Origin of the sequence: Pseudomonas sp. REST10, assembly GCF_029542605.1 — a bacterium.
GTDB classification, from domain to species: Bacteria; Pseudomonadota; Gammaproteobacteria; order Pseudomonadales; family Pseudomonadaceae; genus Aquipseudomonas; species Aquipseudomonas khazarica.
This window is the reverse complement of the sequence record NZ_CP035677.1, coordinates 58,804-80,791: the sequence shown is the minus strand read 5'-3', so window position 1 is coordinate 80,791 and position 21,988 is coordinate 58,804. Positions and strand designations below refer to the sequence as shown.

Genomic DNA, 21,988 nt, shown 5'->3' with positions numbered 1-21,988 from the left:
ACGAACTCAGCCTGCGATTAGGCGGAGATCGGGGTACGCCAGTCGTCGGAGCCGGAAGTGCCGGAGACTTCGTGGGTCCAGACGATTTTGCGGTAGGTGAAGTAGACGTCTTCCAGGTGAGTGAAGTGCGCCATGTTCGGGTCCTGGCAGTTCGGCATGCGCGACTGAACGTCGACGATCACGGCGTCTTCCAGTTCGATGGTGAAGTAGTGCTCCTGGGTACCGGTGGAGGAGGTGCGGTACCACTCCAGACGGCACTTGTTCAGACGCTCACCGGAGGTCAGGGCGTTGAAGATCAGCGGCGAGGACTTGTCGAAGACCTTGGTGATCATCAGCGGCTTGTGTACGCGCTGGCCGGTCGGTTGGCCGGACTGCGGGTCACGCGGGATGATGACCTGGTGGTTGTACGCCTGAACCAGAATCTGGTCTTCATGACCTTCCTGGAAGATGTTGCCGACCGAGTCCTCGGTGAAGGTGCCAGCGGTGATCAGACCTTGTTTGGTGCCTTCGAGGGACAGATACGCGGGTGTTGGCATGAGTGCTCTCCTTGCCTGGGTCATGGATCGTGATCGATCCGGGAGCCCTGTCTAAAGCGAGCGGCATGCCAGATAAAATAAATTCAATAAAAACAGTCAGTTAGCGTGACTGCGCGGCGAGGCTTCGTCACCTTGAGCGCTGGGTCACGTTAATTTGCGCAACAAGTTGCGCAGTGCTGTGCAGCTTGTTGCGCAGCGCGCTGAAGGCCCCGTGTTTGCTGGTTTTCAGGCGATCCGGCAGTGCTTTGTCCGGCGGGCGCTGCGCAAGAAGCTGCCGCTCGGCTCATTCGGCCCAGTGCCGGCCATGGCGCTCCAGCAGGTGCTGCAATTGCTCCGGGCCGTCGCTGCCGGCCGGGTAGGGGCGCGGGCTCTGGTAGTGCTGGTGCCAGCCCTGCAGGATCGGGTCGACCCACTGCCAGGCGGCTTCGACTTCGTCGCGGCGCATGAACAGCGTGGAGTCGCCTTCGATCACGTCCAGCAGCAGGCGCTCGTAGGCGTCCCAGCGGCGTTGCTGGCTGAAGGCGTTGGCCAGGTTGAGGTCCAGTTCCACGGGTTTGAGGCGCATGCCCTTGCCCGGGTTCTTGGCCATCAGCTGCAGGCTGATGCGTTCTTCCGGTTGCAGGCGAATCAGCAGCTGGTTGGCCTCGCCGTCGTTGAACAGGCGGTGTGGCACCGGCTTGAACTGGATGAGAATCTCCGAGGTTTTCTTCGCCAGGCGTTTGCCGGTGCGCAGGTAGAAGGGCACGCCGGCCCAGCGCCAGTTGTCGATCTCCGCCTGTACGGCGACGAAGGTCTCGGTGTCGCTGTCGTTGTCGACGTTTTTCTCGAAGTAGTAGGCCTGCACGTCATGGCCGCCGATCTGGCCGGCGGTGTATTGGCCGCGCACGGTCTTGTCCTGCACGTCGAGGCCGCTGATGGGCTTGAGCGCTTCGAGAATCTTCACCTTCTCATTGCGCACGGCCTCGGCGTCGAAGCGTACCGGCGCTTCCATGGCCACCAGACAGAGCAGCTGCAGCAGGTGGTTCTGGATCATGTCGCGCATGGCGCCGGCCTTGTCATAGTAGGCACCGCGGTTTTCCACACCGAGCGTCTCGCAGACGCTGATCTGCACGTGGTCGATATGCCCGGCACGCCAGACCGGCTCGAACAGGGCGTTGGCAAAGCGCAGCGCCATGAGGTTCTGCACGGTTTCCTTGCCCAGGTAGTGATCGATGCGGAACACCCGAGCTTCGTCGAATACCGCACCGATGGCCGCGTTGATCGCACGGGCCGAATCCAGCGAGTGGCCGATGGGCTTTTCCAGCACGATGCGGGCGGCCGGGCCTGCCAGGCCGGCGTTGGCCAGGTGGGTGGCGATGTCTTCGAACAGATTCGGCGCGGTGGCGAGGTAGTAGACCCGCACGCGGTCCTCGGCGCGCCCCAGGTACTTGGCCAGGCGGCCGAAGTCGGCGCTCTGCGCGGCGTCCATGGCGAAGTAGTCGAGGCGCGCGGCGAAGCTGGCCCAGGTTTCGGTAGTGAAGTCCGCGCGCGCTACCTGCGCCCGGCAATGGCGCTCGGCCAGCGCCTGGTAGGCCTCGCGGCTGTGACTGCTGCGAGCCAGGGCGAGGATGCGCACGTCGGCATGCAGGCGTCCTTCGCGATGCAGGTGGTAGAGCGCTGGCAGCAGCTTGTGCAGGGCCAGGTCGCCGGTGCCGCCGAAGACCAGCATGTCGCAGGGGATGCTCAAGAGAAGACTCCGACTCGATTCTGACAGGCTGTTGGAAACTACCCGTGTTGGTAATACGGCGTCAAAAACGGGCTGTTGGCCGTGCGCCAGTGCCACTCATGTAGTATAACTACAAGGTCACTACAACCCCGGCGATGGATCATAACCGAGTCATGATCGATCGAGTGCCCGTGGTAGACCCTTTTCTCATAGAGCCAAGCCCGTGAATCTGTTGCAACACATCGCCCAGTCGCGCCACCTGCTGCGCAAGTCAGAACTGAAGGTGGCCGACCACGTCCTGCTCGATCCCGCATCGGTGATGCACAGCTCGATGGCCGAGCTGGCGCACAGCGTGGGTATCAGCGAGCCGACCATCGTGCGTTTCTGCCGTGCCATCGGCTGCAGTGGTTTCCAGGATCTCAAGCTCAAGCTGGCGCAGAGCCTGGCGGCGGGTGCGAGCTTCGGCCAGTTCGCCATTCACGAGGACGACTCGGTCGCGGACTTCAGCCTGAAGATCTTCGACACCACCCTGCACACCCTGATGGAAGTGCGCGAGAAGCTCGACCCCGAGGCGCTGCAGCGTGCCATCGCTGCCTGCTCGCAGGCGCAGCGTGTGGAGTTCTATGGCTTCGGTGCATCCGGTGCCGTGGCGGCGGATGCCCAGCACAAGTTCTTCCGCCTGTTGCTCAATGCCGCCGCCTACTCCGACCCGCACATGCAGGCGATGAGCGCGGTCACGCTCAAGCCGGGTGATGTCGCCGTGTGCATTTCCCAGTCCGGCCGTTCCAAGGACCTGCTGATCACCGCCAACCTGGTGCGTGAGTCCGGTGCCAGCCTGATTACCCTGTGCCCGAGCCAGACCCCCTTGGCCGAACTGGCCACCGTCAACCTGGCCATCGATGTGCAGGAAGACACCGAGATCTACACCCCGCTGACCTCGCGCATCGCCCACCTGGTGGTGATCGACGTGCTGGCTATGGGCGTGGCTATGGCGCGCGGGCCGAGCCTGGTCAACCACCTCAAGAGCGTCAAGCGCAGCTTGCGCAGCCTGCGTCTGTCACCGAAGTCGATCAAGGCTTCCGAGGATTAGAGAGTTGGGTCTTCAAGAACGAAGATGCGAGCAAGGCATGCGCTACTGACTGCGCTGGTCGTTTTCTTGGCAGGGTGCTGTACTGTTTCCGCTCGATGCTGTTCGCGTGCACGAGCGTGACGAAGCCCCGCACGAGATTCGAGCGACCGAGGCGGTCGACGTCACCGAGCATTCATGACGTCGCCGTCAAAGCGTCATCTGCCCGGAGCAAGCTGAGGCCTCCAGTCCTCGTTCCGGGAGTACCGAGATGTCTCGTATCTTCGATGACGCGCTGCTGCAGACCCAACCCGACGCCAAGACCCGTCGCAAGCTGCAGGACCAACGGCGCATGGCCTATCGCCGGGCCATCGAGCACTACGCCGAGCAGTGCCAGCTGCAGCGTGAGCTGGCGGACTTCCCGGATCTGCAGACGAACCAACGCCACGCTGCCTGACGCTGCGCGGTGTGCCGAATTCGGCATGCTGCCTGGGTAAAGCGATCAAGCGGGCGGGGCCTGTTCGGGCCACTGTAACGGGCTGACTGCCAGGAGCCCGATATGACCCGACTGACCCTTGCCGAGGCCCATGAGCTGGCCGCCGATATCCTTCGCCATGCCGGTTTCAGCGCCGCCTTCGTTCAGGCCATCGCCGCCACGGTGACTGCCGGCGAGCGCGATGGCTGCACGTCCCATGGCCTGTGGCGCCTGCTGGGCATCGTGCGCACGCTGAAATCAGGCAAGGCGGTGGCCGATGCCGAACCCGAGGTGTTCGAGCCGGCGCCTGCGCTGGTGCGTGTCGATGCCCATGGCGGCTTCTCGCAACTGGCGTTCGCCGCCGGCCTGCCGCTGCTGGCCGAGAAGGCGCGGCGCAATGGCATCGCCGCCATGGCGATCAATCGCTGCGTACATTTCTCCGCGCTGTGGGTGGAGATGGAGGCGCTCACCGAGCTGGGCCTGGTCGCGCTGGCCTGCAACCCGACTCAGGCCTACGTCGCGCCCACCGGGGGCAGTCGCCCACTGTTCGGCACCAATCCCATCGCGTTCGGCTGGCCACGTCCTGGCGGCCAGCCGTTCGTCTTCGACTTCGCCACCAGTGCCGTGGCCCGTGGCGAGATCGAGCTGCATCGCCGTTCCGGCAAGCCGTTGCCGAGCGGCTGGGGCGTGGATCGCCAGGGACGGCCCAGCGATGACGCCGCCGAGGTGCTCGACCATGGCGCCATGCTGACCTTCGGCGAGCACAAGGGCTCGGCGCTGTCGGCCATGATCGAGCTGATCGCGGGGCCACTGATCGGTGACCTCACCAGCGTCGAGTCCGCCGCGTTCGATGCGGGGCACAACGCCTTGCCGTATCACGGCGAGCTGATCATCGCGCTTGATCCACAGCGTTTCCTCGGTGAGCAGGCCGACGCGCAGCTGGCCCGTGCCGAGACGCTGTTCGAGGCGATCCAGGGCCAGGGCGCACGGCTGCCGTCGCAGCGCCGCTACGCAGCGCGGGCGCAAAGCCTGGTCGAGGGTGTAGAGATCGCCGACAGCCTGTATCAGGACCTGATCGCGCTGCGTGGCTGAGTGCTGGCGGGGCCAGGGGCCTGCGCAAAAAAAGCCCCGGCAAGCCGGGGCTGAGGGGGGGGATGCGCCGGTTACCGCGCCGACACGGATTTCAGTCCAGCGCATCCCGCGTGGTGACGCCGTCGACCAGCCGCGCCAGGCCGAGCGGGTTGGCATTCTGCAAGGCTTCTGGCAGCAGGGCGTCCGGGCAGTTCTGGTAGCACACTGGGCGCAGGAATCGCTCGATGGCGAGGCTGCCGACCGAGGTGCCGCGCGCGTCCGAGGTGGCCGGGTAAGGGCCGCCATGCACCATGGCATCGCCCACCTCGACCCCGGTCGGGTAGCCATTGAACAGCACTCGGCCGACCTTCTGTTCCAGCACCGCCAGCAGGTCGCCATGGGCCAGCAGGTCATCCGCCTCGGCCGTCAGCGTGGCGGTCAGTTGGCCGCGCAGGCCGTGCAGGGCCCCCAGCAGCTCGGCCTTGTCGGCCACCTCGACGATCACCGTCGCCGGGCCGAAGACCTCCTCCTGGAGCAACGCGTCACCGTCGATCAGCAGGCCGGCATCGGCCTGGAACAGCTGTGGACGCGCCTGCCGGCCCTCCTGCGGCTGGCCCGCCAGGTGACGAATGCGTGGATGTGCGTGCAGCGCTGCCAGGCCCTTCTCGTAGCTGCGCAGCGTGCCGTCATTGAGCATGGTCTGCGCCGGGCGCTGGCCGATCTCGGCGATCAGGTTGGCGGTGAACAGGCTGAACTCCGGCGAGGCGATGCCGATCACCAGGCCGGGGTTGGTGCAGAACTGGCCGCAACCGAGCACCACCGAGTCGGCCAGTTCGCGGGCGATCCGCTCGCCACGGCTGGCCAGGGCGCCGGGCAGCACCAGCACCGGGTTGATCGAGCTCATCTCGGCGAACACCGGAATCGGCTGCGGGCGGGCCGCGGCCATGTCGCACAGGGCACGGCCGCCCTTGAGCGATCCGGTGAAGCCGACGGCCTGGATCGCCGGGTGCTTGACCAGCGCCTCGCCGACGCCACTGCCGTAGATCATGCTGAACACGCCGGCGGGCATGCCGGTCGTGCGGGCGGCACGCAGGATCGCCTCGGCGACGAAGGCGGCGGTGGCCATGTGGCCGCTGTGCGCCTTGAACACCACCGGGCAGCCGGCAGCCAGGGCGGACGCGGTATCGCCACCGGCGGTGGAGAAGGCCAGGGGGAAGTTGCTGGCGCCGAACACGGCAACTGGCCCGACGCCGATGCGGTACTGGCGCAGGTCTGCCCGTGGCAGCGGCTGCCGCTCCGGCTGGGCACGGTCGATGCGCGCCGCGTAGAAGTCGCCCCGGCGCAGGACGCGGGCGAACAGGCGCATCTGGCCGCTGGTACGGCTGCGCTCGCCCTGGATGCGCGCCGCCGGCAAGGCGGTTTCGCGGCAGACGATGGCGACGAAGTCGTCACCCAGTGCGTCGATCTCGTCGGCGATGGCGTCGAGGAAGGCGGCGCGCTGTGTGGCTGGCAGGCTGCGGTAGGCCGGGTAGGCCTCGGCAGCGGCCTTGGCGGCGGCGTCGACTTCTTCGGCGCTGGCCTGGATGAAGGTGTAGGGCAGGGGTTCGCCCGTGGTGGCGTCATGACTGCTGTGAGCCACGCTGCCGGCGGCGCTGAATACGCCGCCGATGATGTTGTGGCCGATGGTGGAGGGCATTGCGGGCTCCTGTGTCTGCAGCGGTTCGGGAAGGCCCTGCGCTCGGCTGCGCTGGCGGCAGCCGAGCGAGGTGCAGCGGTCAGGCGGCGGCCGACCAGTTGGCGTACCACTGGCGGAACAGCTGGTACTGGGTCTCGGCGTAGCGGCGCTGGGCGTCGCTGAGCGCGTCGCTCTCGTTGAAGTGCAGGCGGTATTCCTGATCGCCGTTGAGCACCATCAGGTGCTTGTAATAGAGCACCAGGTCGGTACCCTCGTCGAAGGACGACAGCACGTTCAGCGCTTCGGAAAGCTCCCAGGCACGGCGGCGCGCAACGGCATCGCCCTTGGCGGCCTGCCTGCTCAGCTCGACCAGTTGCAGCACTTCGCGTGGCAGCGCGTTGCCGATGCCGGTGATGGCGCCGGTGGCGCCGCAGTTGACGAAGCCGTGCACCACCTGGGTATCCACGCCAGCCATGAGGATCACACTGTCGTCCTGCGAGGTGATGTGTTCGGCGGCGTAGCGCATGTCGGCGGCGCCACCGAATTCCTTGAAGCCGACCAGGTTGGGGTACTGGCGGCGCAGCTTGAAGAACAGCTCGGCGCGGGTGGCGAAGCCGTAGTAGGGGCTGTTGTAGATCACCGCAGGCAGGTTCGGCGCGGCGGCGAGAATGGCGGAGAAGTGCGCCTCCTGGGCGGCCGGCGAGGCGCCACGGGACAGCACGCGGGGAATGACCATCAGGCCGTGAGCGCCGACCTTGGCGGCGTGCGCGGCGTGCGCCACGGCCTCACGGCTGTTCACGGCGCCGGTGCCGACGATGGTCGGCACGCCGGCTGCGACCAGGCGTGCCACGCCTTCCTGGCGCTCGGCCTCGGTGAGCAGCGGCCAGTCGCCCATGGAGCCGCAGTAGACCACCGCGCTCATGCCGATTTCGATCAGTTCCTTGCCCTTGCGCACCAGGGCGTCGAAGTCCGGCTTGCGCTCGGCGGTGCAGGGGGTCATCAGGGCGGGGATGGTGCCGATGAAGATGTTGCTCATGCTGTAGCCTCTTGGATAGATACAGGGTATTTCGTATACGAAAATAAGCGTGCGAAGCGCACCATTCATTTCCAGGGTCTGGGCCGTAGCCCGGTTCACTGCGTCGGCGAGCCGGCGCTTGTCAATCTGCTGAACGCCGCGTTACAGCTGCACGTCCACCGGCCAGGTGTCCGACAGACGATAGCCGGTTGGCCAGGGGTCGTCCGGGTCGAGCATGTGCTGGTGGGTGCCGGTGATCCAGGCGCGCCCGGACAGGCAGGGGTAGATGGCCGGGCGCCCGGCGACCTCGGTCAGCGAGTCGATGCGGCAGTGGAACGCCGAGCCGATGATCGAGCGGCCGATGAAGCGCTCGCCCACCGCCAGCTGGCCCTTGGCATGCAGCACGGCCATGCGCGCCGAGCAGCCGGTGCCGCAGGGGGAGCGGTCGATCTTGCCGGGGCGGATGACCACCGCGTTGGCGCCAGTGGCCACGCCGTTCTCATGCACCACCGGCGCGGCGATCTGGCAGAAGGAGAGGTGGTTCCAGTCTGGATTCAGCGGGTGGCTGAAGCCGAGCTGCTGGTTGGCCGCCTGGGTGATCTTCAGGCCGATGGCGACCAGGTCCGCAGCTTCGTCCGGGGTGATGGCGAAGCCCAGCCTGTGCGCGTCGGCGATGACGAAACTGTCGCCGCCGTAGGCGGTGTCCACCTGCAGCGAACCGATGCCCTCGACCTCGATCCAGGCGTCGAGCCGGTCGGCGAAGGACGGCACGTTCTTCACTTCGACGCGCTCGGCCTTGCCGTTCTTGCAGTCGGCGACCACTTCCACCAGGCCGCCGGGGGCTTCCAGGGTCAGCCGGGTCTGCGGTTCGCTCATCGGCAGGATGCCGCTGTCGAGCAGCACGGTGGCCACGCACAGCGAGTTGGAACCGGACATCGGCGGCACGTCGGCCGGCTCCATGATGATCCAGCCCATCTGCGCTGCGGGATTCTTCGCCGGCACCAGCAGGTTGACGTGGCGGAACACGCCACCGCGCGGCTCGTTGAGCACGAAGTTGCGCAGGAAGTCGTCCTGCGCGACCCAGCGCGACTGCTGCCAGAGGGTCTCGCCGGGAGGCGGGGTGACGCCGCCGACGATGACGTCACCGACCTCGCCTTCGGCGTGGCAACTGACGACATGGATGAGTTTGCTGCTGCGCATGCTGCGGCCCTCCTAGTTGACCGACTTGAGGAAGTCGGCGGTTTCCGGGCGCTGCGGGTTGCCGATCACCTGGTCGGGCGTGCCGATCTCGTGCACCAGGCCGTTGCGGAAGAACGCCACGCGGTCGGAGACGTCCCGGGCGAAGCGGATCTCGTGCGTCACCAGGACCATGGTCATGCCGTCTTCGGCGAGCATGCGCATGGTGTCCAGCACCTCGCCGACCAGCTGCGGGTCGAGGGCGCTGGTGGCTTCGTCGAACAGCATGTAGTCGGGGCTCATGGCCAGTGCGCGGGCAATCGCCATGCGCTGTTGCTGGCCGCCGGAGAGCTTGCTGGGAAACACCTTGAGCTTCTCCGCCAGGCCGACGTGGGTCAGCTGCCTGACCGCCATCGCCTCGGCTTCCTCCTTGCTCAGGCCGAGCACCTTGCGCGGCGCCAGCATGACGTTCTCCAGCACCGTCAGGTGCGGGAAGGCGTTCCACTGCTGGAAGACGATGCCGATCTTCTGCCGCAGCCTGTTCAGGTCGGTGCCGGCGGCATGCACCTCGGTGCCGTCGACGCGGATGCTGCCCTGCTGGATCGGCTCCAGGCCGTTGATGCACATCAGCAGGGTCGACTTGCCGGAGCCGGAGCCGCCGATGATCGACACCACCTCGCCCTTGTTCACCGTCAGGCTGACGCCCTTGATGACCTCGAGGTCGCCGAAGGATTTGTGGACGTTGTCGATCTCAATCATTTTCCTGCCACCTTTTTTCCAGCCGGGCGCCGAGTTGGGCGACGACCAGGCTCATGACGTAATAGATGATGCCGGCGATGCACAGCACCAGCAGCGGCTCCTGAATGCGCGTGACGATGGTCTGCGAGGCGCGCAGCAGCTCGACGATGCCGATCCACATGACCAGGGCGCTGTCCTTCATCACGCTCAGCACCAGGTTGAGCCAGCCGGGGAAGGCCACGCGGGTGGCGATCGGCAGCACGATGTAGCGCAGGTCCTGCAGGTAGCTCATGCCCAGCGAGCGCGAGGCGCGACGCAGGTTCGGCGGCACCGCGAGGACGCCACTGCGAACGATCTCGGTGCAGAAGGCCGCGGCGTAGACGCCGAGCACGATGCAGCCGACGGCGAAGGCGCTGATGTTCAGCCCGGCGATGCTCTTCATGGCATTGAACAGCACGAACTGGATCAGCAACGGGACGCTGCGGAACACGTCCAGCACCCAGGCCAGCGGCAGGGTGGCGCGTGGCAGGGTGGCGCGCAGCAGGCCGAAGACGACGCCGGAGAGGGTGCCGATGAGCATGGCGCCGACGGTCAGCTGCAGGGTCACCCAGGCGCCGTCGAGCATGAACATCAGGTCGGTGGAGGTCAGGCTGGTTTCGAACATGTGCAGTCCTCCCTCAGTAGCGGAACAGGCGCCAGGCCATCAGCCGTGCGACGAGCACGATGGTCTTGGCGATCAGGTAATAGAGCAGCGCCGCGAGGGCGAAGTACTCGAAGGTGCGGAAGGTCTTCACGTTGTAGTCCTGGGTCACGCCGGTGAGGTCGTTGTTCAGGCCCACGACCACGCCCAGCGAGGTCATCAGCACGGCCCAGACCATCTGGTTGGACAGCGGGTGGAAGACGATGCGCAGCAGCTGCGGCACGATGATCATGCGGTACGCCTGGAAGGCGTTCATGCCCAGCGAGCGGGCGGCCTTCATCTGGGTTTCCGGCACGGCCTTGAGGCCGCCACGGAAGTTCTCCGCCAGGTAGCCGGCGTTGTTGAAGGTGATGCCGGCGAGCAGGGCGACCCAGGAGCTGACGTGCAGCCCGAAACTGCCCAGCCCGAAGTAGAGGATGTAGATCTGGAACAGCGACGGCGTGTTGCGGGCGATGGACACCCAGGTATTGGCGAAATGCCGCAACGCCGGGTTCTTCATCTGCCGCATCACGGTCAGCAACAGGGCGATGAGCGTGCCGAGAAGCATCGACAGCGCGGCGGTCTCCAGCGTGACCCAGGCGCCGGCCAGCATGTCCGGCAGGGCCTTGAACGCTGAGCGCCAGTGGAAGGAATAATCGAACATCGATCAATGGGTTCCTTGCGGTTGAGGTTGTCCCAGCCAGGCCGGGAGTTGTCCCTGGTTCTGCCCGCTGCAGGCCGCGTCGACACACGCGGCAAGGCTGCCGAAATGCACCTGGCGTCCGGCCAGCCCGGGGGCGTAGTGGGCGTACTTGCCCGAATTGGTCATCAGGTTGCGGCTGTCCGGCGGCACCACCGGCTCGCCGAGCATGCACCAGCAGGTGTCCGTCAGCAGGCGCACGCCGAAGGCCTGCAGGGTGGCGACATGGCCGCTGGCGCTGGCCTGGTCGTGCACGGCACGCCCGCAGGTCACCACCACGGCGGTATGCGGATGGCGCGTGCGCCCGGCACAGAGTTCGGCCAGCCTGGCCAGCTCGCTGGCCGAGGCGTGCGGGTTGCCGAGGGCGACCAGGCTGACCTCGCTCGAGTCGGCGCTGTTGAGCTCGGCCCAGCTGCTGCGCAGGTCTGCCAGCGTCACCTGCAGGGTGCGCCGTGGTGCCTGGCCGGCGAGGGCGCGGGTCACGTCCGGCGCCTCCGGGGTGATGCCGGCGATATGGAACATTGGCGCTGCCGAAGTGGTGGCGAAGGCAGCGCTGAAGGCCTTGAGGTCATCGCGGCTCGGCTGGCTGTGCTCGAGGCCGGCGAGTACCGGGATGTCGACGGTGGCGAGCAGCCCGACGTGGTAGCCCAGCAGCGGCCAGAAGCTGTCGTCGGCCTCTGCGGGCGCCTCGACCTCGAGCAACAGACGCGCCTGGCGGCCCGCGTCGAGATGGCTGCCGGTGCACGGCGCGCGGCCGGTGAGGGCGATGCAGATGTCGAGAAAGTCCGGGTACTTGAGCGTGCGCGCGCCGATCACGCTGTTGGCGTAGGCCACCGCGTTGGATTCGGCCCAGACGATCTGCTCGCCGAATGCCGGTGCACTGTCGAGCAGGTAGGGCGCGCAGGTGAAGCTGAGCTGCGCGCCCATCGCCATGTACACGTCGCCCAGGCGGCTGGCCGGTTCGCCGAACGTCGGATCGACGCCCAGGGCGCGCCACTGGCGCTGGTCCACCGAGATGGCATTGAGGGTGGTCGGCACGCGCACCCTGGCGCCCCAGTCCAGCAACTGCTGGGCGAAGCGCAGGCTGGCCGAGCCGGTGTAGATGCAGCCGTCGATATGCGCCTGGCTGATGTCGAGCAGTGCGCTGGCGCCCTGCAGTTCGGCCATGCGCACCAGCAGCTGCATGGCGACCTGGGCGGCGCGGCCCTGTTCGCCGGCGAGCAGGGCGCGGTCGCCGGCGTTGAGTTCGAGCGTGCTCGCCTGGGTTTCGGCCGGCTCGAGCGGGCTGGCTTGCCAGCCATCGTCGGGTGCGTGGGCAAACAGCTGCAGGTTCGCCCCGTCGACGCGAGCGAAGCTGCCGTGGTGCGCGGCCAGCTGGGCGAACGCGGCATGGCCGATGCACAGCACGGGCAGCTGGATGCCGAAGATGTGTTCGGCGACCAGGGCGCCGAGGCTGAGAATTTCGTCGGGTTCGGCCAGCACCAGCGCCGCTGGCGCCGGGCCTGACAGGATCAGCTCCAGCAGGACGCTGCTGCCGGTGCAGGAGCCGCGTCCGCTGGGAATGGCCAGTACGCGCCCGGCCAGGGATTGCCCGCTCAGCGGGTGATGGCGGTCGATCACCTCGCCGTTGCTCGGGTCGACGCCGCCCCAGAAGCTCAGGCCGAGCGTGGCGTGCAGCAGTGGCCCCTGGCCACGGCCGGCGACCAGGCAGCGACCGTCGATAGTAGTTGCAGGCATCGTCATCATCCCCACCAGGCGCGGCCGATCAGTAGTACACGGCGGGAACGGTCAGGTTGGCCGGCTTGATCTCCTCGCCCACCCACTTTTTCCACAGCTCGTCGTAGCGGCCGTTGCGCACCTGCTGGTTGACGAACAGGTTGAGGTAGTTGAGCAGGCCGTACTCGCTGCGCTTGGCGGCCAGGGACACGTAGTCGACGACGTAGGGGGCGTCGCCCGCGACCTTCAGGCCCTTGTACTTGCCGGACTTGAGGGTGGCGGCGGCCACGGTATTGGTCACCACGGTGGCGTCGATATGGCCCTGGCTCAGGGCGAGGATGGTGTCGTTCTGCGACTGGTAGGCGCGGAAGCTGCCTTCACCCCAGGCCTTCTGATCCTTCTCCAGGGCGATGGCCTCGTAGGTGCCGCTGGTGTTGCCGAGCTTCTTGCCTTTCAGGTCGGCGTAGCCGTTCACGCCGGTGTCTTCGCGGGTCAGCACGACCATCTGGAAGGCGAAGTAGGGCACGGTCATGCCAACCGTCTTGGCGCGTTCGAGGGTGTCGGAGGTGGAGGCGACGATGACGTCGGCCCGGCCGGAAACCAGCGCGGGAATGCGATCCGGGAAGGGGGTCTCGACCACTTCGGCCTCGACGCCGAGGATCTTCGCCAGGTCGCTGCAGTAGTCGACGTCGAAACCGGCCGGCTTGTTCTGCTCATCGCGGAAGCCCATGGGCGGGAAGTCCAGGGTCACGGCGCAACGCAGTTTGCCTGATTCGATGATGTCGTCGAGCTTGTCGGCCTGGGCGTTGCCGATCAGCGAAGCGCTCAATGCGGCGCCGAGGGCGAGGGTGAGGGTCTTTCTGTTCATGTGCAGCCTCATGATGGGTGATGGTTGGCAGATGAATCGAGTATCAATGATTTCGTATACGATATTTGATTAGCAAGGCCTGTGCCGATTTTCACCGGCAGCCTGCTGCGAGGTGCCAGCCCTTGCCAGGCAAGGGCTGCAGAGGGGAAGGCGAGCAAGGTGACGCAGCGCGCGGCGCTGGCGAACTGTCACCGTGTTACATAACGAAGCATGACGGCGCGCGTTTGCCCCGAAGCGGAACACGCCTGCTCAGAGCTGGCGCCGGGCGTCGCGATACTGGCTGGGAGAGAGGCCGGTCAGGGCCTTGAACTGGCGGCTGAAGGCGCTGTGATCGGTGTAGCCGCAGCGCAGGGCGACCTCGGTGATCGGCAGTTCGCCCTGCAGCAGCTGGCTGGCCGAGCCGAGCCGCGCCTTGTGGATCATCTGCCGTGGCGTGAGCTGGAAGATGCGCTTGCACAGGCGCTCCAGCTGCGCCACCGAGAGCCCGGCCAGTTCGGTCAGCTCGGCCAGGCTGATCGGGCGCGCGTGGTGCTGGCGAATGTAGTCGTCCACCGCCGCCAGCTTCTGGTAGGCCGGGTGGGTGTCCTGCGCGGCCTGCAGGTCGCACGACACGCCGGCCATGCCGATCACGTTGCCGGCGACATCGTGCAGCGCCAGCTTGTGGGTCAGGCACCAGCCGGTGAGGTGTCCGGGGTACAGGTGCAGTTCGAGCTGATCCTCCAGCCGTGCGCCCGCCTGCAGGACCTGCAGGTCCTGGGCGGTGTACTGCGGGCCCAGGTGCGACGGGAAGACCGCCTCGGCGGTGCGGCCGAGCAGCGCCTGCTTGTCCTTGCAGCCGCAGCGCCGGACCAGCGTCTGGTTGACCATCATGTAGCGCGCCTGCGGGTCCTTGATGAAGAACACCACGCCGGGCATTGCGTCCAGCAACGGCGCGACCGCCGCAAGGCTGTCGAGCAGCGCGGGCAGGTCGGTGAGCGTGGAACGTGGCAGCAGGTCTAACATCGTGCGACTGACAGGTGGCGGCCCCTGAGCATACGGCTCGAGGGGCCGCCTGGGTAGTGCTCGAACGGCGCTATTGCAGGTGCAGCAGGGTGTCGATGCGCGCCGGGCTGAGCGGCGAGCGGGGCGCCGGCTGTGGCCAGTCGAACAGCACCTGCGCGGCGGCTGCGCAGACGCGTCCCTGGCAGGCGCCCATGCCGCAGCGGCTGGCCATCTTGGCCTGGCTCCAGCCAGCCTGGTCGCGGACGGCGGCCAGCGGCACGTCTTCGCAGCGGCAGAGCAGGGTCTCGGGCCTGGCGAGGTGCTTGACCTCGTCACGCAAGGCGAACGCTGCGTTCAACGCCTTGGCGAACCCCTGCCAGTGGTGCCGTCGTGGCCACAGACGCCGCGCTGCGTCGTGCTCGCCGACTGCCGCATGGCCGGCGATGGCGCCTTCCATCAGGGCTTTCTCGCTGCCGCCGAAGCCGGTGCTTTCGCCGGCGGCGTAGTGATCGGCGAGGCTGGTGGCCTGCCAGGCATCCACGGCCAGTGCATTGAGTTCGATGCGGCAGCCCAGGGCCTGGCCAAGTTGCAGGTTGGCTATCAGGCCGAAGCCACATGCCAGGCGGTCACAGGCAACTTCGCGGATGCGCCCGCCGATGCTCAGGCGCACGGCTTGCAGGCGCCCGTCGCCGAGTGCTTCGACGACATGGCTGTTCGCCCTGTAGCCCGGATGGAACAGCGTGCAGGCCTGCAGCAGCTTGCCTGGCCAGCGCGGCAGTTGCGCGGCGAAACCGGCGACGGCTGACCAGTGTGCCTGTTCGGCAATGTTCAGCACCTGCGCGCCGTTGTCCTGCGCCGTGGCGGCGCTGGCGAGCAGCAGCGGGCCGCTGCCGGCGACGACGATGCGCTCGCCGGCGACCGGCAGGCCGCCCTTGATCAGTGCCTGCAGGCCGCCCGCGCCGGTGACCCCAGGCAACGTCCAGCCGGGAAACGGCAGCAGCAGCTCCCGCGCGCCGGTGCAGAGAATCAGCTTGTCGTAGTGGATGATCCAGCCGCGCGTGGGGTCTTCCAGCAACAGCGCCTTGGGGCCGGCCAGGGCGACCACGCGGGTGCACGGCAGCCACTCGACATTCGCCAGCGCCTCCAGCTGTTGCCGGTAGGCGCGTGCCTGCGCCGGCAGGTGCGCCTGCGGGCCGTCGCGCCAGATCTGTCCGCCCGCGGCGGGGTTGTCGTCGAGTATGGCGATACGCGCGCCGCTGGGGGCTGCGGCCAGAGCTGCTGCCATGCCGGCGGGGCCGGCGCCGACGATGAGCAGGTCCACCTTCATGCTCGGGTCTCCACGTGCATGCCGTCCTGGCACAGGGTCTGGCATGCCAGGCGCCGCTGGCCATCGATGTTCACGCGACACTCCTGGCAGATGCCCATGCCGCACAGCGGGGCGCGGCGCTCGCCACTGACCGAGGTGCGGCTGCTGCCGTCGCCACCGAGCGCGAGCGCGGCGGCGACCGTGGTGCCGGGGGCCACCCGCAATGGGCTGCCGTCGAGAGTCAGTTCAGGCATGCGCGCGTACTCCTGGGAAGCGTTGTGGCAGGTAGGCATCCACCTGCAAGGGGGCGGGTTCGCCGAGCAACTGGGCGATCAGCAGGTCGGCGCTGCCCGGTGCAGTGGTCACGCCCAGCCCTTCATGGCCGACGGCCAGCCACAGGCCCTGGCGTTGCGGGTGCGCGCCGAGCAGCGGCAGGCCGTCCGGGCTGGCGGCGCGAAAGCCGGTCCAGGCGCGGATGGCGTTGAGCCGGGCCAGCCCCGGCACGTAATCGACGGCGCGCTGCAGCATCCTCGCCAGCATCCATGGCTCGACGGTGGGGTCGCTGGTGTTGAACTGCCGCGATGCGCCGATGAACAGCTGTCCGGTCGGGCGCGGCTGGACATTGGCGGCGGTCGAAGGGCCGCTGGCGTTGTGCGCGCTGGTGACGTAGCCCAGCTCCACCAGGGTGTGGCTGATGCGTCCGGGGTAGCGGTCGGTGATCAGCAGGTGGCCCTTCTTCGGCTCGATCGGCAGCTCCGGGCAGAGGGTGCTGGCATGGGTGCCGCCAGCGAGGATCAGCGCCTGGGCGCTGAGCCAGCTGCCGTCCTCCAGGCGCACGCGCTGGCCGTCCACCTCGACGACGTGCGCCAGGCGTTGCTCGATCAGCGGGTGATCGAGCAGCCAGCGCGCGACGTTGGGCGCATAGAGGATGCCGTCACCGATCACGCGCAGACCGCCGTGCAGGCCGTCGCGCAGCTCCGGTTCTGCCCGTTGCAGGGCCGTGGCGCCGAGCAGCTCGCAGTCCAGCCCGTGATCGCGCAGCACCTGATACTTGGCCTCGGCCACGGCCATTTCCTCGGCATTGGCGGCCAGCCACAGGGTGCCGTTCTGCCGGTAGGCGCAGTCCTCCGGCATGCCCCGCGACCAGTCGCGCCAGCGCTGCACCGAGTATTGGCTGAGGGCCAGCTCGGCCGGGTTGTCGTCGAGCACGATCAGGTGGCCCATGCCGGCAGCGGTGGCGGCGCGCAGGCCGGCATCCAGCACCAGCACGCGGTGCCCGCGCCGGGCCAGTTCGTGGGCGCAGGTGGCGCCGACGATGCCGGCGCCGATGACGATGAAGTCGGCGCCGTCGCTCACAGCACGATGCCCCAGGCGAAGGGGTCGTCGTCCTCGATCAGCAGGGTGGCCTCGGCACTGACGTTGGCCCGGCCGCGAATGGTCGGGATGATGCGGCCGCCTTCGGCGGTCTCGTAGCGGCCTTCGAACTGGCTGCCGATCACGCTGGCCTGGCGCCAGGTCATGCCGGGTTGCAGCTTGCCGTCGGCGGCGAGGCAGGCCAGCTTGGCGCTGGTGCCGGTGCCGCAGGGCGAGCGGTCGTAGGCTTTGCCGGGGCATAGCACGAAGTTGCGGCTGTCGGCTTCTGCGTCATCGGCGAACAGCTCGATGTGGTCGATCAGGCCGCTGTCCTCACCGCGAATGCCCTGGTCTTCCAGCGCCTGCTGCACGGCCGCGCTGTAGCGGGTCAGGGCCTCGAGGTTGTCGCCCGCCACGCGCAGGCCGTGGTCGCTGATCAGGAAGAACCAGTTGCCGCCCCAGGCGATGTCGCCGGTGACGTCACCCTGTTCGGGCACGCTCAGGGTGACCGCCTTGCGGTAGCGATAGGCCGGCACGTTGCGCACGCTGACCGAGCGATCCTCATGCAGGGTCGCCTCGACGGTGCCGACAGGCGTCTCGATCTTGTGCACGCCGGGCCCGATCCGCCCCAGATGGGCCAGGGAGGCCACCAGGCCGATGGTGCCGTGCCCGCACATGCCGAGGTAGCCGGTGTTGTTGAAGAAGATGACACCGGCACAGGCCTGGGGATCGACCGGGGTGCACAGCAGGGCGCCCACCAGGACGTCGCTGCCGCGTGGCTCCAGCACGCTGGTCGCCCGCCACTGATCGTGCTGGCTGGCCAGGCGTTGCCGGCGCTCGGCCATGCTGCCGCTGCCCAGGTCAGGAAAACCGCTGATGATCAGGCGGGTCGGTTCACCGCCGGTGTGGGAATCGATTACCTCGATACGTTTCATGTGGCCATGCCTGCAGTCGTGTTGAGTGACTACAGGGTGACGCGAGGCGCAGCGTCCGGCTTGAGGGATTTGCCTGGGGCGAATGACGAAATCGGCACAGTCTCGGGGCGACTGAATAGACCGGGGCGGACCTCAGCGGTGGCCCGGCAAATGCGCGAAGAGGCTGCTGCAGACACCGGTGATGTGTTCCTCGAGCAGCGCCACCGCATGCTCCGTGTCGCGGCTGCGGCAGGCGTCGATGATCGCGCGGTGCTCGTGGTCGGCGCGGTCCTTGCCCTCCGACAGGCTCATCTGCATGCGCAGGTAGCGCTCCAGCTTGTCGTGGATCGAGCGGATCAGGCTGACCAGGAAAGGCCGCTGCGCCGGCTCGTACAGGCAGGCATGCAGCTTCCAGTTGAGTTCGGCCCAGCGCCCCACGTTTTCCTCGCCGACGAACTCCTCGCAGATGTGCTCGGCGCGGGCGAAGGTCTCCTCGGTCATGTTCGGAATGGCCAGGCGCAACACCTTGTTCTCGAGCAGGATGCGCACCTCGAACATCTGCGCCAGCTCCGGCTCGGAGATCCGTGTCACCACGGCGCCCTTGTTGCGCTGGAACAGGACCAGGCCCTCGGCCTCCAGGCGCTTGAGCGCCTCGCGCACGGGAATCTTGCTGACGTTGAACAGCTGCGCCACGTCGTCCTGGCGAATCGGCTCGCCTTCGGCGATATCACCCGCGACGATGGCGTCACGCAGGTGTGTGGTGATGACCTCCGATGCCGTTGGCGTGAGGCCGAGGTTGGGGGCGTTGACACGGGCAAGGGGCAAGGGGGCGGTACTCTCTTCAGCTATAGCGGATACTTTATACGAAATTTCTCGAGCGGATCGTAGGGGTATTTCGCAGCTTGCCCGATTCTACGGACTTGTTGCCCGGTTCTGCCGATCTCGTTGGCGGGCAACGACACCGTGCTGTTCGCCCACTACAGTGATGGTCTGGCTCCCTGTGGGCCTGACCGTGAACGCCGGCGAGCCTGGCGAGACTATTCAGACACCATCAAGTCAAGGTGGGCAGACCATGATTACCCTGAATCTCAATGGCAAGGACCATGAGCTGGACGTGGCCGACGACATGCCGCTGCTCTGGGCCCTGCGTGACGTCGCCAATCTCACCGGCACCAAGTATGGCTGCGGCATGGCGCTGTGCGGTGCCTGCACGGTGAACGTCGAGGGGCAGCCGACCCGCTCCTGCGTCACCCCGGTATCGGCGGTGGTCGGCAAGCGCATCAGCACCATCGAAGCGGTCGCCGAGGACAGCGTCGGCAAGGTCGTGCAGGAGGCCTGGCGTGAGCTCGACGTGGTGCAGTGCGGCTACTGCCAGTCTGGCCAGATCATGGCGGCCACGGCACTGCTCAGCAGCAACAAGGCGCCGAGCGATGCCGATATCGACGCGGCCATGAGCGGCAACATCTGCCGTTGCGCCACCTACGTGCGGATTCGTGCGGCCATCCATCAAGCCGCCGAGCAACTGGCCTAAGACCTCTCCAGGGTCTGCTGCGCGTCGCGCGTGCGGGGCTTAGAACCGATTCGGAATGCATGCAGCACATCAACGCATGTGCGAGCCCAGTCCGTCGTCGATCGGTTGTTGCCTTGCCCGCCTCTGGCTCGCGAGACCCTGAACAGGTTTTCTTCGGAGAACTGAATCATGGGCAAGATCGAAACCCCCGATAGCGCCGCTCGCGGCATCCTCAACGTCAGCCGCCGCTCGTTGCTCAAGGGCACGGGCGGGCTGGCGCTGGGCATTTTCTTCGCGCCGCTGATCCGCGGCATGGATGCACTGGCCGCAGGTGGCCCGCTGGAGCCGAACGCCTTCGTGCGGATCGACCTGGATGGCAGCGTGACCGTGCTGGCCAAACACCTGGAGATGGGCCAGGGCAGCTACACCGGCCTGGCCACGTTGCTGGCCGAAGAGCTGGACGCCGATTGGGAAACAGTGCGCGTCGAAGGCGCGCCGGCCGATGTGAAACGCTACAACAACCTCGCCTTCGGCCCGATGCAGGGCACGGGTGGCAGTACCGCCATGGCCAACTCCTGGGAGCAGATGCGCAACGCCGGGGCCACGGCCAAGGCCATGCTGGTGGCTGCGGCGGCGCAGCGCTGGGCAGTGCCGGCCAGTGAAATCAGCGTCAGCAAGGGGGTGGTCAGTCACCCCGGCTCGGGGCGCAGTGCCGGTTTCGGCGAGCTGGTCGAGGCGGCTGCGGCGTTGCCGGTGCCCGAGCAGGTGCAGCTCAAGCAGCCGCAGGACTTCAAGCTGATCGGCAAGGTCGAGCTGCGCCGCAAGGACAGCCCGGGCAAGACCGACGGCAGTGCCGTGTTCACCCAGGACTTCAAACTGCCGGGCATGCTGGTGGCGATGGTCGCCTATCCGCCGCGTTTCGGTGGCGTGCCGCGTTCCGTCGACAGCAGCAAGGCCAAGGCCGTGCGCGACGTGGTCGACGTGGTGGAGTTTCGCGACCTGCCGCACGGCCGTGCCGGCGTCGCCGTGCTGGCGAAGAACACCTGGGCCGCGCGCCAGGGGCGTGATGCCCTGGTGATCGACTGGGACGAGAGCCAGGCGTTCACCCTCGGCAGCGAGGAAATCCTCGCCCAGTACCGCGAGAGTGCCGGCAAGCCCGGCCTGCCGGCGGCCGCCCGTGGCGACGCCGATGCGGCGCTGGCCAAGGCGGCGAAAACCATCGAGGCCGACTACGAGTTCCCGTACCTGGCGCACGCGGCGATGGAGCCGATGAACTGCCTGGTGAAGCTCTCCGCCGATCGCTGCGAGATCTGGAACGGCGAGCAGTTCCAGACCGTCGACCAGGCGATCATCAGCGGCTACCTGGGCTTCAAGCCGGAACAGGTGTCGCTGACCCAGCTGTATGCCGGCGGCAGTTTCGGACGCCGTGCCAGTTCGCGTTCGGATTACCTGCTGGAGGCCGTGGCGATCACCAAGGCCGCGCGCGACAAGGGCGTGGACGCACCGGTGAAGATGGTCTGGGCGCGTGAGGACGATACCCGTGGCGGCTTCTTCCGCCCGATGTACCTGCACCGTGCGCGCATCGGCCTGGATGAGGCCGGCAAGCTGCAGGCCTGGCACAACCGCATCGTCGGCCAGTCGATCATCGCCGGCACCTCGATGGAGCCGTTCCTGGTCAAGGAGGGCGTCGACCATACCTCGGTCGAAGGTGTCTCCAACCTGTCCTATGTGGTGCCCAACCTCAAGGTGGAGCTGAGCACGCCGAGCAACATCAAGGTGCCGGTGCTGTGGTGGCGCTCGGTCGGGCATACCCATACCGGCTATGTGGCCGAGACCATGATCGACGAAGCCGCGGTGGCGGCCGGCCAGGACCCCTATGCCTTCCGCCATGCGCTGCTGGAAAACCATCCGCGTCACCGTGGCGCGCTGGAGCTGGCGGCCAGGCAGGCGGGCTGGGACAAGCCGCTGGCCGCCGGTGCGGCGGGCGAGAAGCGTGGACGCGGCATCGCCGTGCACGAGTCGTTCGGCTCGTTCGTGGCGCAGGTCGCCGAGGTGACGGTGAAGGCCGACGGCAGCTATCGTCTGGATCGCGTGGTGTGTGCGGTGGACTGCGGTATCGCCATCAACCCGGACGTGATCAAGGCGCAGATGGAGGGCGGGATCGGCTTCGCCCTGGCGGCGGCCCGGCACAGTGCGATCACCCTGAAGGATGGGCGGGTCGAGCAGTCGAACTTCCATGACTTCCAGGTGCTGCGCATGAACGAGATGCCCAGGGTCGACGTGCATATCGTGCCCTCTGCGCAGAACCCGACCGGTGTCGGCGAGCCCGGCGTGCCGCCCCTGGCGCCGGCGCTGGCCAATGCACTGTTCGCGGCCACCGGCGTACGCCTGCGCAAGCTGCCGTTCCCGGCGCAGATCAAGGCCTGACCGAGCCAGGTGCTGGACACAAGACGCCCGGGCAGGTTGCCCGGGCGTTTTTGTTCGGGGTGTTTGCGTGGCGGATT

The 21,988-nt window shown here is 67.3% G+C and carries 21 protein-coding genes; 5 read left to right on the top strand and 16 right to left on the bottom strand.

Annotated elements, in window-relative coordinates; translation table 11 throughout:
* Positions 1 to 17: 17 nt before the first annotated feature.
* Together EWH21_RS00375 and zwf are read right to left on the bottom strand one after the other, a co-directional pair.
* The gene (locus EWH21_RS00375) at positions 18 to 536 is read right to left on the bottom strand and encodes an Hcp family type VI secretion system effector (protein ID WP_003241180.1); all 519 of its coding nucleotides are present in this window, start codon (positions 534 to 536) and stop codon (positions 18 to 20) included.
* A gap of 283 nt (positions 537 to 819) precedes the next feature.
* A complete protein-coding gene (zwf, locus tag EWH21_RS00370; protein WP_218571718.1) occupies positions 820 to 2,244 on the bottom strand; it encodes a glucose-6-phosphate dehydrogenase in 1,425 nt (474 codons plus the stop codon).
* 220 nt (positions 2,245 to 2,464) lie between these two features.
* Between zwf and hexR the strand changes: the two genes are divergently transcribed.
* The 3 genes from hexR to EWH21_RS00355 all read left to right on the top strand — a co-directional run bounded on the left by hexR (position 2,465) and on the right by EWH21_RS00355 (position 4,874).
* Entirely contained in the window at positions 2,465 to 3,331 is an 867-nt protein-coding gene (hexR, locus tag EWH21_RS00365; protein WP_037054469.1) for a transcriptional regulator HexR, read from the top strand.
* A 247-nt stretch (positions 3,332 to 3,578) separates the two neighbouring features.
* A complete protein-coding gene (locus EWH21_RS00360) occupies positions 3,579 to 3,764 on the top strand; it encodes a hypothetical protein (protein ID WP_037054482.1) in 186 nt (61 codons plus the stop codon).
* 102 nt (positions 3,765 to 3,866) lie between these two features.
* Entirely contained in the window at positions 3,867 to 4,874 is a 1,008-nt protein-coding gene (locus EWH21_RS00355; protein WP_210390045.1) for an Ldh family oxidoreductase, read from the top strand.
* A gap of 91 nt (positions 4,875 to 4,965) precedes the next feature.
* Here the strand turns inward: EWH21_RS00355 and EWH21_RS00350 are convergent, their stop codons facing one another.
* The 14 genes from EWH21_RS00350 to EWH21_RS00285 all read right to left on the bottom strand — a co-directional run bounded on the left by EWH21_RS00350 (position 4,966) and on the right by EWH21_RS00285 (position 18,799).
* Entirely contained in the window at positions 4,966 to 6,549 is a 1,584-nt protein-coding gene (locus tag EWH21_RS00350; protein ID WP_277699535.1) for an aldehyde dehydrogenase (NADP(+)), read from the bottom strand.
* A 79-nt stretch (positions 6,550 to 6,628) separates the two neighbouring features.
* Entirely contained in the window at positions 6,629 to 7,564 is a 936-nt protein-coding gene (locus EWH21_RS00345) for a dihydrodipicolinate synthase family protein (RefSeq protein WP_047587070.1), read from the bottom strand.
* 141 nt (positions 7,565 to 7,705) lie between these two features.
* Complete coding sequence (locus EWH21_RS00340) at positions 7,706 to 8,743, bottom strand: proline racemase family protein (RefSeq protein WP_277699534.1); 1,038 nt, start codon at positions 8,741 to 8,743, stop codon at positions 7,706 to 7,708.
* Between the two features lie 12 nt (positions 8,744 to 8,755).
* Positions 8,756 to 9,478 carry an amino acid ABC transporter ATP-binding protein gene (locus tag EWH21_RS00335; protein WP_037054492.1) on the bottom strand — a complete coding sequence of 241 codons (723 nt, stop codon included), beginning with the start codon at positions 9,476 to 9,478 and terminating at the stop codon, positions 8,756 to 8,758.
* Complete coding sequence (locus EWH21_RS00330) at positions 9,471 to 10,121, bottom strand: amino acid ABC transporter permease (RefSeq protein WP_277699533.1); 651 nt, start codon at positions 10,119 to 10,121, stop codon at positions 9,471 to 9,473. Before EWH21_RS00330 ends, EWH21_RS00335 begins: the two co-directional genes overlap by 8 nt.
* Before the next feature lie 13 nt (positions 10,122 to 10,134).
* On the bottom strand, positions 10,135 to 10,800 hold the full coding sequence (locus EWH21_RS00325; protein WP_037054495.1) for an amino acid ABC transporter permease: 666 nt from the start codon (positions 10,798 to 10,800) through the stop codon (positions 10,135 to 10,137).
* Positions 10,801 to 10,803: 3 nt separating this feature from the next.
* Complete coding sequence (locus EWH21_RS00320) at positions 10,804 to 12,573, bottom strand: aconitase family protein (RefSeq protein WP_277699532.1); 1,770 nt, start codon at positions 12,571 to 12,573, stop codon at positions 10,804 to 10,806.
* 28 nt (positions 12,574 to 12,601) lie between these two features.
* Entirely contained in the window at positions 12,602 to 13,420 is an 819-nt protein-coding gene (locus EWH21_RS00315; RefSeq protein WP_037054498.1) for a transporter substrate-binding domain-containing protein, read from the bottom strand.
* A gap of 249 nt (positions 13,421 to 13,669) precedes the next feature.
* Entirely contained in the window at positions 13,670 to 14,422 is a 753-nt protein-coding gene (locus EWH21_RS00310; RefSeq protein WP_051800625.1) for an AraC family transcriptional regulator, read from the bottom strand.
* A gap of 70 nt (positions 14,423 to 14,492) precedes the next feature.
* Positions 14,493 to 15,728 carry an FAD/NAD(P)-binding oxidoreductase gene (locus EWH21_RS00305; RefSeq protein ID WP_277699531.1) on the bottom strand — a complete coding sequence of 412 codons (1,236 nt, stop codon included), beginning with the start codon at positions 15,726 to 15,728 and terminating at the stop codon, positions 14,493 to 14,495.
* Positions 15,725 to 15,961 carry a (2Fe-2S)-binding protein gene (locus tag EWH21_RS00300; RefSeq protein ID WP_037054509.1) on the bottom strand — a complete coding sequence of 79 codons (237 nt, stop codon included), beginning with the start codon at positions 15,959 to 15,961 and terminating at the stop codon, positions 15,725 to 15,727. Before EWH21_RS00300 ends, EWH21_RS00305 begins: the two co-directional genes overlap by 4 nt.
* Complete coding sequence (locus EWH21_RS00295) at positions 15,954 to 17,063, bottom strand: FAD-dependent oxidoreductase (RefSeq protein WP_277699530.1); 1,110 nt, start codon at positions 17,061 to 17,063, stop codon at positions 15,954 to 15,956. The genes EWH21_RS00300 and EWH21_RS00295 overlap by 8 nt, the downstream gene beginning before the upstream one ends.
* Positions 17,060 to 17,995, bottom strand: a complete 936-nt coding sequence (locus EWH21_RS00290) for a 4-hydroxyproline epimerase (RefSeq protein WP_277699529.1) — start codon at positions 17,993 to 17,995, stop codon at positions 17,060 to 17,062. Before EWH21_RS00290 ends, EWH21_RS00295 begins: the two co-directional genes overlap by 4 nt.
* Positions 17,996 to 18,127: 132 nt before the next feature.
* Complete coding sequence (locus EWH21_RS00285) at positions 18,128 to 18,799, bottom strand: GntR family transcriptional regulator (RefSeq protein WP_277699528.1); 672 nt, start codon at positions 18,797 to 18,799, stop codon at positions 18,128 to 18,130.
* A gap of 247 nt (positions 18,800 to 19,046) precedes the next feature.
* Here EWH21_RS00285 and EWH21_RS00280 point away from each other — a divergent pair, with 247 nt between their 5' ends.
* Together EWH21_RS00280 and EWH21_RS00275 are read left to right on the top strand one after the other, a co-directional pair.
* On the top strand, positions 19,047 to 19,505 hold the full coding sequence (locus EWH21_RS00280) for a (2Fe-2S)-binding protein (protein WP_037054519.1): 459 nt from the start codon (positions 19,047 to 19,049) through the stop codon (positions 19,503 to 19,505).
* 168 nt (positions 19,506 to 19,673) lie between these two features.
* A complete protein-coding gene (locus tag EWH21_RS00275) occupies positions 19,674 to 21,911 on the top strand; it encodes a xanthine dehydrogenase family protein molybdopterin-binding subunit (RefSeq protein ID WP_277699527.1) in 2,238 nt (745 codons plus the stop codon).
* Positions 21,912 to 21,988: the final 77 nt, after the last annotated feature.